Annotated in this window: 11 protein-coding genes; 7 read left to right on the forward strand and 4 right to left on the reverse strand. The window is 34.4% G+C overall.

The window, feature by feature from the left end; translation table 11 throughout:
* Positions 1–390 (reverse strand): phage integrase (locus CXF74_RS19525; RefSeq protein ID WP_442965959.1); only part of this gene is annotated, 390 nt, incomplete at its 3' end.
* Between the two features lie 497 nt (positions 391–887).
* Between CXF74_RS19525 and CXF74_RS19530 the strand changes: the two genes are divergently transcribed.
* The 4 genes from CXF74_RS19530 (at position 888) to CXF74_RS19545 (ending at position 6,211) form a co-directional block, all read left to right on the forward strand.
* On the forward strand, positions 888–2,003 hold the full coding sequence (locus CXF74_RS19530) for a DUF3800 domain-containing protein (RefSeq protein WP_157822467.1): 1,116 nt from the start codon (positions 888–890) through the stop codon (positions 2,001–2,003).
* A gap of 127 nt (positions 2,004–2,130) precedes the next feature.
* On the forward strand, positions 2,131–3,273 hold the full coding sequence (locus CXF74_RS19535; protein ID WP_101084202.1) for a DUF3800 domain-containing protein: 1,143 nt from the start codon (positions 2,131–2,133) through the stop codon (positions 3,271–3,273).
* 521 nt (positions 3,274–3,794) lie between these two features.
* Positions 3,795–5,324 (forward strand): hypothetical protein, encoded by a 1,530-nt coding sequence (locus tag CXF74_RS19540; RefSeq protein ID WP_101084203.1) that lies wholly within the window; start codon positions 3,795–3,797, stop codon positions 5,322–5,324.
* On the forward strand, positions 5,324–6,211 hold the full coding sequence (locus CXF74_RS19545) for a DNA adenine methylase (protein ID WP_101084204.1): 888 nt from the start codon (positions 5,324–5,326) through the stop codon (positions 6,209–6,211). The genes CXF74_RS19540 and CXF74_RS19545 overlap by 1 nt, the downstream gene beginning before the upstream one ends.
* A gap of 81 nt (positions 6,212–6,292) precedes the next feature.
* On the opposite strand, the gene CXF74_RS19550 is transcribed toward CXF74_RS19545, so the two are convergent.
* Positions 6,293–7,930: an ATP-dependent nuclease gene (locus CXF74_RS19550; protein WP_101084205.1), complete on the reverse strand. Its 1,638-nt coding sequence runs from the start codon at positions 7,928–7,930 to the stop codon at positions 6,293–6,295.
* 82 nt (positions 7,931–8,012) lie between these two features.
* Entirely contained in the window at positions 8,013–8,633 is a 621-nt protein-coding gene (locus CXF74_RS19555) for a S24 family peptidase (RefSeq protein ID WP_101084206.1), read from the reverse strand.
* A 193-nt stretch (positions 8,634–8,826) separates the two neighbouring features.
* Here CXF74_RS19555 and CXF74_RS19560 point away from each other — a divergent pair, with 193 nt between their 5' ends.
* The 3 genes from CXF74_RS19560 (at position 8,827) to CXF74_RS19570 (ending at position 10,370) form a co-directional block, all read left to right on the forward strand.
* A complete protein-coding gene (locus tag CXF74_RS19560) occupies positions 8,827–9,075 on the forward strand; it encodes a pyocin activator PrtN family protein (protein WP_101084207.1) in 249 nt (82 codons plus the stop codon).
* A 120-nt stretch (positions 9,076–9,195) separates the two neighbouring features.
* The gene (locus tag CXF74_RS19565; RefSeq protein ID WP_232772595.1) at positions 9,196–9,996 is read left to right on the forward strand and encodes a hypothetical protein; all 801 of its coding nucleotides are present in this window, start codon (positions 9,196–9,198) and stop codon (positions 9,994–9,996) included.
* Positions 9,997–9,998: 2 nt separating this feature from the next.
* Positions 9,999–10,370, forward strand: a complete 372-nt coding sequence (locus tag CXF74_RS19570) for a hypothetical protein (RefSeq protein ID WP_101084209.1) — start codon at positions 9,999–10,001, stop codon at positions 10,368–10,370.
* A gap of 141 nt (positions 10,371–10,511) precedes the next feature.
* Here CXF74_RS19570 and CXF74_RS19575 read toward each other — a convergent pair whose 3' ends face one another.
* A complete protein-coding gene (locus CXF74_RS19575) occupies positions 10,512–11,381 on the reverse strand; it encodes a DNA-methyltransferase (RefSeq protein ID WP_101084210.1) in 870 nt (289 codons plus the stop codon).
* Between the last annotated feature and the right edge of the window lie 171 nt (positions 11,382–11,552).

An 11,552-nucleotide genomic window follows, 5' to 3' on the forward strand; every position in this document is an offset into this window, starting at 1 on the left:
ATTTAGATACGTTTGGGCATTGTTTGCAGTTTTAACTGAAACAGTTTGAATACGAAGTTGCCGATATTTAGAAAAATCTTTGGCTATCACGTTTCTAGCAATGGGGTTGCCCATTAATAATGACATCGCTAATAATTTACTTTTGCGTTTTTTGCCATCATTCAGCGCTTGGCCATGCAGACTAAACCAAACTTCAATGAGTTCATCTAAGCGACGATTATCATCTTTTTCAGGCAACCAGGGCTTTTGCTCAGCTTCATTCAGTGTGAACTGTTCAAAGCGTTTCGCTTCAGCTTGTGTGCTAAACGTTTTTCGAGTCCGTTTCCCACCACGACCTTGGGCGTAGAGCTCAACTAAGTATTTTCCGTTAGGCTGTTTTCTAATTGACATAAATCGCACCATTAAAAATAACTGTTTATTTACACAGTCTACAGGAAAAGGTTAGAAGTGCTTAATGGCGTATTATGAGGTTATTTGTAAACAATTACCTTGGGTAGTTTGCTGTGTATTTACCACAAGTTGTGTGTGTTATGCCGTATTTTAAAAAGGTGAAAACACTTAAATAAAGGGCAATAAAATCATTTATATAGTGACGTAATGGAGTGTAATGTTATTTTAAAGTTACTTGATATAGAATCGCGAAATAAACTACCTAGCTATAGGTATTGCTCATTCATATAATTTGATAGCGCAATAAAAAATGTAGGCTTTGTTTATCATTACTGCAGAATAAATTATGTACTTATATACAGATTACGTGTTGTCCGTATTTCTGTTGTTAATACAGAGTTGCTATTGACCTTAATATATTGTTCTACTCAGTGTTTTTATAAAAAATGCAGAATTATTATTTATAATAAGCTGTTATGTACAGGGAGGGGAAAAATTTGTCATACAATTATTATCTAGATGAAAGTGGAAATTCAGGGGACTTAATTGGTAAAAAAGTAGATTTAACGTTTGGAAATCAACCGATTTTTACACTTGCATGTATTGGCGTTTCAAATGAAGAAGTATTGTCAAAGCACGTAAATGAATTGAAAGTAAAACATAAGCTAGATGATGCGGAGCTAAAATCTAGTGAACTGTACTTTAGCAACCCTAAATTTTTGTTGGATATAGCAAAGCTTATCTCAAATCTAAGACTTCCAATATTGGTGGAATTGGTTGATAAAAAATACTGTATTACCACTGGAATAGTGAACCACCAAATATGGACACCGCACTTCACTGGCGATGAATCAAATGGTGAAATTCAATATATCAGAAATGAACTTGCAGACTACATGAGTGCGAATCTCACAAGTGAATGTTATGAATTTTTTTTTGATAGCTGTAAAAATCCGTCAGAAAAAAATCTTATTAAATCAATGGATACACTTTCATCATTTTTTAAAAGTAAATCCAACAGTGTCGATTTTGCCGAGTTAACAGTTAGCTCTATTGAAGAAACAATTGATGACTATAGACTTTTTAAGTCTAATGTAGGCGAAAATGAGGCTGTGAAAAAATTTATTCCTATACCTGATTCAATGAAAAATGGTAAAGCTATACATCTACTTCCCCATGTACATTCCATATTTAGCGTAATTGGAAGGCTAAATAAATATCACTTAAAAGAGCTAGGAAACGTTATTCTTCACCATGATAAACAAGAAGAGTTTGATGATGTACTGATTTATAGTAAAGAAGTATTAGAAAACAGTGAACCGGATGTAAAAACGCCACCTGTTTTTAATTCCGACTATGATGTGACTAGCAATTTAAATCTTAAATTTGTTGATTCTGAAAGAAGTACCGGCATACAGATTGCTGATTTGGTGGCTGGTTACTTTAATCGGTATATAAATGGATTGTTGTATAAAGAGGTTGAGATTGATGCGGTTTATCATGATATTTTTATGCAGTTCAGGAATGATTTTCACCCTATGAGTCCATTGGGAGTAAATTTTGTAATCCCTAAATCAAAACAACAGATAATTTTTAGCAAGTTCAAGTTTTGATTCTGCACATAACAAGTTGCTTAAACAGAAAAATAACAGTTGGTGATCGCTTTGCGATTATCGCCAACTATTCTTTTTCGTTTAGCAATGCGTTATGTCTCAGTGCTATTCTCGCAGGAGTTACTTTATGAAATCAATTGCAAACGTATATTTTGATGAGTCAGGCTTTACAGGTAACAATCTACTGCACAAGCAACAAAAGTATTTCAGTTATGCTTCTGTAGTAAGTGATGATAATGAAGCTCAAGCTTTAGTTGATCATATAATACGTAAATATCAAATTCAAAACGGTGAAATTAAAGGTGGTAAGTTAGTTAAAAAGGTTAAAGGGCGCCGAGCTATCGACGAAATAATAGGTGCGTTAACAGGGCGAATTAAAGTATCTATTTCAGATAAAAAATACGCTTTGGCTGGAAAGTTCTTTGAATATATATTTGAGCCATCGTTACAAAGAAACAGTATGCTTTTTTATAATGCTAACTTTCATAAGTTCGTAAGTACAGTCCTGTATATTGAATTAACATCACGTGGTGCAATGGCAGAAGAGTTGTTTGAAGATTTCGAAAAATTAATGAGAAATGGTGATTTCAATGGTTTAAAAGCATTGTTTACTGCTACTAAAAGCCCTGAGATGTCACCTGTTTTAGAGTTGATATTTGATTTCGCAATAATGAATAAAGAAGCAATCGTTGAAGAGCTTGATGGCTATGCTGGTGAAGGTTCTGGTAAGTGGGTTCTGGATCTTACCAATACTGCTTTATTTAGTATTTTAGCTCAATGGGGGTTGGAATATGATGAACTAACTGCATTTTGTGATAATTCAAAACCATTAAGTGAAGATCAAGAAATTTTCACTGCAATGATAGGCAATGAATCTAAGACGTTTAGTAGCGTGGCTGGCGTTGATAACCCGATTACATTTAATCTCAAAGAGCCACTTAATTTAGTTGACTCAAAAGATGTTCATGGAGTTCAGTTAGCTGATGCTGTTGCGGCAGCATTTGTATATGCATGTGATAGTAAAAATCAGGATGAACATGCTAAAAAGTGGCGTTCATTAATTGAAGATGTAGTTATATATGGTAGTGTTTTTCCTGATTATGATCATATTGATTTAAGTCGCTTAGAAGTACAAAGAAACCTTTTTGTACTAAAAGAATTGGTTCTACGAAGTGAGAATAAACAGTGTTTACTCGATGGTATGCCTAACTTTATGGCTTATATGACGCATGTATTACAAGTTAACCCAATGTTTAAACAAGAGACATAGTAGTAATTTAAACGTAATTAAAACAGTTGGTTAGATTTGTCAATGTTATAACTCACTACTCAAATAAAGATTAAAAAGGTCTGTTATGCGGGAAATATTTTATTGGGTTATTTTAATTACATCATGGGTAACGATTGGGTTGTAAAACGCTCTCATAGAAAAATTAGAAGAAGATATTCTTCTGCTTGAGGTGTTGTTTGATAAAGTAGAAAAAGAATTTAATGAGTTTAAAATCCTTGAGGATGATGTTTAATAAATGGGGCCGATTAGTATCCAGCTAGAAGCGCGATATTAAAAAATAGTTTAAGCTGTTTTTCGAATCTCTATTGCGAATTTTTATTTGAGTGTTTTACTTTAATGTAGACTTTAGCGCCATATCCTCTGTTTGAACGTCCTCAAAAAACTATTTAGTAATAGGTTTTTATATTTACAATCTTGATATTTGAATCAAGTAAATAACATTAGATATATGGTATTTTTAAAAATGAATTTAATATAATTACTAATAAGAGAAAATTTTAATGGGTAAGTATGACTGGTTAGAAAAAAGAACGTTAAGATCTGTCGATCAGCTCCGTTTATGGACGGGTAATCCTAGATTATCTCCTGAAGATTCCCATTTACATATTTCTGACTTTGTATCTGATTTAATCGCTGATACATCAGAAAAAGAACATTTTTACAGATTGTTAGATTCTATCTCTACAGATGGTTTTATACCTGCAGACCCTATTGTTGTTTGGCAAAGCTCTGAGAATGACAAATTTTATGTGTCAGAAGGTAATAGGCGAGTGTTGATTTTGAAATTACTCCGCCACCCAGATAAAGCACCTAAATCGATAAGAGCACATATCAGAGCCAAAGCATCATTAATTGATAGAGATACAATAGAAAAAATTAGAGTTGCCGTTGCTCCTTCTTTTGATGATTGTATGTGGTACATAAATCAAAGGCATGCGGGGAATAGTCTTCAGAAGCCTTGGTCTAGATTACAACAGCAACGTTGGATTGCTGGACTGTATGATAAGTACGATGGTGATTTAGAGAAAGTAATGTCTATTACTAAATCTACTAAATCACAATTGGATTACACACTGCGTATTTTACAAATAAGAGATTTAGCATTATCACCTGAAATATTCAATCAGTTAACGGATGTGGAGAAAGATAGTGTTTCTTCACACAGAATACCGATGACTATTTTAGAAAGATGGTTTACAAATTCTAAGGTAAAAGAAGCTTGGGGTGTTCACATACATGTTGATAATGTTGAGATAACGAAAAATAGACATAGTTTCTTCACTGCCTATCTACAATGGTTAAGATATGTAATTAGGCGCGATGAGCCTGGCATTGATGTAAAAATCAATACACGTACCATAGATAGCAATCTTGATGCTATTTTAGCCGCTTTACCTGAAGTAACTTCTGAACCTGATGAAGTCCAAGAAACTGGAAATAATCAGACTGCTGATAATAGCAACAATAAAAAAGAACCAGGTGCAGTTAAAGACTCTACTGAAAAGGACGCTAATGATATTGCTGACGCACTCCCCAAAGATGCTGAAAAAACAATTGATGTACACTATAAAAATCCAGCTAGGAGAAACCTTGTGGTTCCCACATGTGTTTTAAATGTACAAAATTTTAAACTAAAGGCTCTATTTGAAGAGTTTAAAAAATTACCAATGGATCGTTATAAAAATTGTTTAGCTTCATCTTTAAGAGTTTTTTTAGATCTGTCTGTCGCTCAATATATAACATCTGAAGAGCTTGAAGATAAGATTCATGTTGAATACAAAAGGGCGTTTAATGAAACAACGTTAAAGCAAAGGCTTGAATTTTTGAAAAAGAATAAATTAGTGCGTAAAAGCCCTGAATGTAAGGTTGTTGATGCTTTATTACATCCCGCAAATGACTTTAGTCTAAACACTTTAAATGGCTATGTTCATGGAAGACAAGTACACTTCGTTGATCGTGATTTTTTAAACCGTTTTTGGGATTCATTATTCCCTCTGATGAGTTTTTTGGTAGATATTAAAGAGGTCTAATGTTTTATTCTCCGTTGAGATACCCAGGTGGAAAGTCCAAGCTTACTGCCTATGTATTGGAAACTATTAAGCTTAACGAGCTTGAAGGTGGTACTTATGTTGAGCCATTTGCAGGAGGATGCGCGATTGCTTGGTATTTACTGCTAGAAGGTCATGTAACCAAAGTTTGGATTAACGATTTAAATCCATCGATCCATGCTTTTTGGTATAGCGTATTAAATCATACAGATGAATTGTGCCGATTAATTGAACAAACGCCTGTAACGATAGATGAGTGGCATAAACAAAAAGCGATTCAAGATGAAGAAAGTCAAAATATACTTCAACTAGGATTTTCAACATTTTTTTTAAATCGAACAAATCGTTCAGGCATCATTAAAGCTGGAGTTATAGGCGGGTTAAACCAAAATGGTAATTACTTGCTCGACTGCAGATATCCCAAAGAAAGTCTAATAGGAAAGATTAGACAAATTGGTGAGCGCAGGAGAGATATCGTCCTAACTAATTTAGATGCAGTTCAATATATAGATGAACACCTTCCTGAAATTATTGGCCCATGCTTAGTGAATATTGACCCTCCTTATTACGTAAAAGGAAAAGGTTTATACCAAAACTTTTTTCTACATGATGACCACTACCGTCTTTTTCAGAGTGTTCGCCACCTCCAACAACCTTGGATTGTGACTTATGACGATACACCTGAAATTTGTGATATTTATGCGGAATTCAAGCCAAATACTTTTGATCTAACTTACACTGCTCAAACGAAACGTAAAGGTTCAGAAGTCATCATTCATAACCCAAATTTTAGAAGAGTTCTATTTAAACCTGATGTTACGTTTACCGCCTTAAAGAAAATGAAAAATTTAGGAAAAGAAGTAAAATAAAATCGGTTTTTTAATATCCGATTTTATTTAAGCTATTATAAGGGCTGAGCTTTATTACCCTTTTTTCTTATACTAATAACGTTATGTAAGTTTCTGAATATTCCAAAGATTTGGATTAATCGCATTTTCAGTCGCTGTTGCTTTAAAAGCTATATTTAGTTCTTTAATGAAATTTTTGTACAATTTATTTTCTTTGTTTTTTATTAACCAGTGTCTAAATACTAAAATAAAAAAATCTTGATGTTTATTGAAGAATTTTTTTGCTTTTTCTCGGTCATACTTATCAATTAAGTTCTTCGAATCTTCGAATATATTATTGTGTTGAGCCCAAGATATAGTAAATCCGTGCATATCTAATTGATGTTGAATCCAAAAGTCGTGACTTAAGCTCATATCATTTTCTAGTGCTATTAAATGACTAAAAACATGTTGTTCAGGTGAACCTTCTCTAGGTAAGGATAATATTCTTCCGTTTCTTTTCTTCTGATCATCAGTTTTATCACCATCGAGTATACATATTGCTTTAAGAGTTGTTTTATTTAAAAACCTGTCGTTAAATAAATCACGCAAGCTGTCAGAGCCTAAGTTTATCTTAACAAGGTGGAAGTAATGATATATTTTTGCAAATTCATCATCTACCTCTGCTAAATTATTAAATATTTCAACTAATAACAGTCGCGCTTCAGGGTCTTCTGTAAATATAGGGATTTTTTTATCAGATAGAGTTTCAGTTCTGGTTTCATTTTTTAAAAACATATTGATTCTATATATATCAGGCTCCTCCATAGGTATTATGGTGTTACCTACGTGGCTCTTCAAATATAGAACATTATGTTTATTACTTAGTAATTTTTCTAATAGATAAAGGCTATGAGTTGTAAAAAATACTTGTATGCGGTATTTAGCTGAATAGTCTTGGAGGATTAAAAGTAGTTTGTATTGTATCGATGGGTGTAGAGTTGCATCTATTTCATCTATCAATAACGTACTGCCTTGGTTTGTCTCTTCAAATAACCATTTTAAGCAAATGAGCGAGGTTAAAATAATAAAAAGGTTATCTTCACCGGCTGAAATTGTATTTGAGTCAATACCATCATGCTGAGTGGTAAATTCACTTCTGATTTTTAAATCGTTTGAGTTTTCAGTTCGAATATTTTCAATACTGATACCAGTTAGTCTTTTGTACTCTTCAATAAGGGACTCTTGATATGATTGAGGGAGATTATTTGTAATGTTTTGAGTTATGTCGCCTAACTCTCCAATAGGTACTATTCTGGTTAAACCTAAATAAATAACGGCTCGCTCTTTTAGGGTCTGCTTTTCACCTTTGGGATATGTAGGAATTAATCTGAATCGAGTTGAATTTTCATCACTCCCTAAATTGTTATGCCTCCTAAAATCACATGAATAATCATCATACTCTACAGTGTAAAGTTTACCTTTTACACCAACTGCTGGATCATTGTATTCTTTATCCCCTTTAGTTAAAGATTCGATTTTAGGGTTTACAGTTTGGTTTATTTTTTTGATGACATTATATAGTTTTGTATCTATATCAATATTGGTTTGTTTTATCTTTTGATATGAGTTGCCAATAATATGCAAAATAGAGCTTTTACAAGTACCATTTTCTCCTGATATAGCATTGATTCCAGGTTTGAAGTCTAATTTTATGTTTTGTATTTTTCTGTAATGTACAAAATCAATGTTTTTTATCATATTATCGTAACCTTATTTTTATTTGGGGAATAATTTATCGCTAACAATACTTTTTCCGTCTAGCTATCAAACAGTTTCATCGTTACATTCTCTGACCTGACCAAATGACTTCACCTAAAATTTCAAAATCTTCGGTTTCTACTTCTTGGCGGCTAAGTTCCCATGTTTCGTAGGTTTGGTTGTCGCTGACGACTTTTAAGCCTGCTTTTAAGAACTGTAGGCGCTTTACCATGAGTTGGCCGTCGTAGCGGAAGACGTAAACGCCATCGCTCGAAAACTGGCAGATTCTTTTTACCATGATAATGGCTTGGTTTTTTAGAGTAGGTACCATGCTGTCGCCACGAACTGGCATTAAGAACACATCTTCAGGTAATACTTCGAGGGAATTAATTAAGAAGTCTTTGTTGAAAGTAATAGAGTCTGATTTTTTTTCTTGCAAGGCTAATGTACCAGGGCCTGCACTTACATCAATATCGTAAAAATCCAATGCTGCCACGGATTCAGCTACATGTTCAGAGCCTTGTTCAGAAAGCATCTCTGCTTTTAAAAAAATAGCATTAGGAATACTTCCTCTGATTTTCCAGTTTTGAATTGTACCCCTTGCGGTACCAAGTGCTTTTGCTAAATCAACATTAGTTGCTGTTTTAGTCAGCTTTTTTAATTCAATTAACTGCTCTTCAATCTCTTCTTTAGATTTTTTCATTTTTAGCCTGTGTCACATAAAAAAATAACGATGCAAAAAAATGCAAGCCAAAGCTTGCAAGTGGCATCGTTGTGATCAATCATGTACCACATAAGGTAACTTGAGTTCATTTGTGGTATTTTCCTGTCTTAGTGAATACCCACTAATTACGGCGCATTTTAGCGCATTTACAAGCATTTATATAGGAGGGCATATGAAAAATAGCGTTTCAAAAGAAGAGATTAAAGAAATTGAGAGGGGGCTCATTAGTCGCTTTGGTAGTACTGAAATTCCGTTACAGGAAATTTCAGAGGAAGTGTTGAATATGATTCCGCGTGTTGCTGCTCAAAGGGCCGCTAAATACCAACTTCCTTTTCCTACCCATCGGTTACGCAACCGCCAGCCGTGGATGGTTAAATTACATTACAACAAATGGGGACACCCGCAAACTATAATAACTTAACATATTGATTTTATTTGATTCAAGTTATGGATGTCCTCGATTAGTTTCTACAATGATTAAATCAGTTTAGATAAAAGAAGTTGAGCTACGGTGCCGTAAGCTCACATTGATTCCGCAACATTGAGTAAATTATCTAATCCTTCCATTACACAAAACCTTACAAGTTTGGCATTATCATTTGGAGGAGATAACCTTATAGCTCTTTCTTCTGTCACGTCAAAATTACAAGAATATAATGTAGGACTAATGGGAGCATCTACCAGTGTTTATGCAAATAGAATGGGGGGGGTTGTTGGGGCCGTGAAAAACTATCAGTCTGCTTTAATGGAGTATCACCAAGCAGTGATTGCAAAATCTTCTTCTAAGATAGTAGCTAAACAAAAAGCGAAGGTGGCATTTGATAAAATGCAGAATAGCTTTAAACAAGAAGTTAAAGTAGTAACAAATCAAGTAAAATCGAGTCGTGGTACTCCAATGACTAGTTTCAAAAGAGGGACTGATATTGCAAGAAGTAGTCGAAGTATTGCTAAGCTAGATTTAGTTAATCCTGTTCAGGCTGACAATATAGTTAAATTTACTAAACAAGCAAAATTCTTAGGCAATGGTCTTGCTGTTATCGATTTTGGTAGTCGTATTGGTAATATTAATAACAGTTATAAAGCAGGTGGAAATTGGGAGCGAGAAATGTTCATTGAGTCAAGTAGTTTTGCTACTAGTGCTATAGCTGGAACTGCTGCTGTTAATGTTGGAGGGGCTGTATTAGGCTTCCTTGTTGTAGCTACTCCTATTGGTTGGGTTGGCTTGATCATCGGAGGGATTGCTGTTGCAGGTGTTGCTGCTACAACTTCAATTGTAACGAACCAAGCGATTAAAGAAAATGCAGGCGGCGTTTATGACTATATTATGAAACAGTTGAATTAATTATGAATAATACAGAATTCTTTGTTGCTATCCTTATCTTTTCGTCAATTATTGTTGGGGCGCTCTATATTCTCTTTGGGCAGTTAACCGTAAGAAAATTAAGAAAAAATCCAAAAACTAAAGAAATACTCGGTTTAGAATATGCTAGCGGTTGGGATATTATAAATGTTGCTCAGGCATTAGCCTTTCCTAAGTCATGGAGCCGAAAGTTAGAAGGTAGTCGACTATCGTTTATGTATGCGAGTGCAACAATAATACACGACAATACAACTAAATTTGATCGTGTTTTAGGTTTTATATTTTATTGGTTGCTAATACTTTCAGGGCTATCAGGAGGACTATTCGGCTTTCTTCATTTTTTTGGTTTAATATAAATAGAGGCATAGCAAGTGACTATGGAGTCAATTCTTAATTCAGGTTGATTTTAGAATCTCACCTGATGCCACCTACACCATCGAACTTAGTATGAAAATCATATTGAAAGCCCATATTTTCATGGGCTTTTTCTTACGTTCTTATTTATCCAAATCGATCAGTGTTTTGTTGAATGTTGGCGCTTCCATTTCAATGCCGATAAATTGTCTATTTAATTTAATACACTCCTTGCCTGTTGAGCCAGACCCCATAAAAGCATCAAGCACCACTTGCCCTTCTTGGCTACTTGTTAAAATAACGTGATCGAGTAAATCGGCTGGTTTTTCACAGGGGTGTTTGCCTGGGTAATATGCAACTGGAGGATAGGTCCAAACATCGGTATAAGGCACCTCACTTGTTACACTAAAAGGTCGACGTAAATCTTCATACTGTTGTCTTAAATCAGCGTATTCTAATTTCAATACTTCGTATTTTTTTTGGAGTGTTAATCGATCGATTACTAAATCATCGTGCGCTTTCAGTAACTCCCCGCCCTTTGTATTAAACAACGTTTGAAGCTGTTCATACTGCACCTGTGTTGGGAGTTTCCACTGGCTAGATGAAAACCAATGTGAACACATTTGAGAGTTAGTCGCTTGGTTAATTTCTTTGGCTGAAATATTCAATGCTTCACGTGCATTTTTAAAATAATCGATGAGCGGTTTGAACACCTCTCGCTTTAATTGACTACATTTTGTGGCATAACCATTTGCCCCTTTTGCAAAGCCTTCTGCACCGTAATGTTCAGCAAAGATAATACGTTCAGTAGCAGGAAAGAATGAACGTAACGCTGGTTTATGCGCTCTTTTCCAAACACCTGACGGTTTAGCCCACACAATATGATTCAGCACATTGAACCGGCTTTTCATTAATACCTCTATTTCAGCGGCAAGTTTTGAACCGCAAAATAGATAGAGACTGCCCGAGGGCTTTAATACACGCCAAAATTCAACAATAATAAATTGGGACATATATGGTCACTCCTTATAAATCAAGGTTACACTGTTTTTTCTTTGCTATTTAATAATCGATATCGTGCAAAATAATCGTCGCCACTTAAACAGTAAGGGCTAGGTTTTCTGATTAAACCTGTTTTTGCTCTTTATCGTTTTATTCGATAGATCACCTTTCCTGAACTGCTT

Origin of the sequence: Psychromonas sp. Urea-02u-13 (assembly GCF_002835995.1) — a bacterium.
Lineage (GTDB): Bacteria > Pseudomonadota > Gammaproteobacteria > Enterobacterales > Psychromonadaceae > Psychromonas.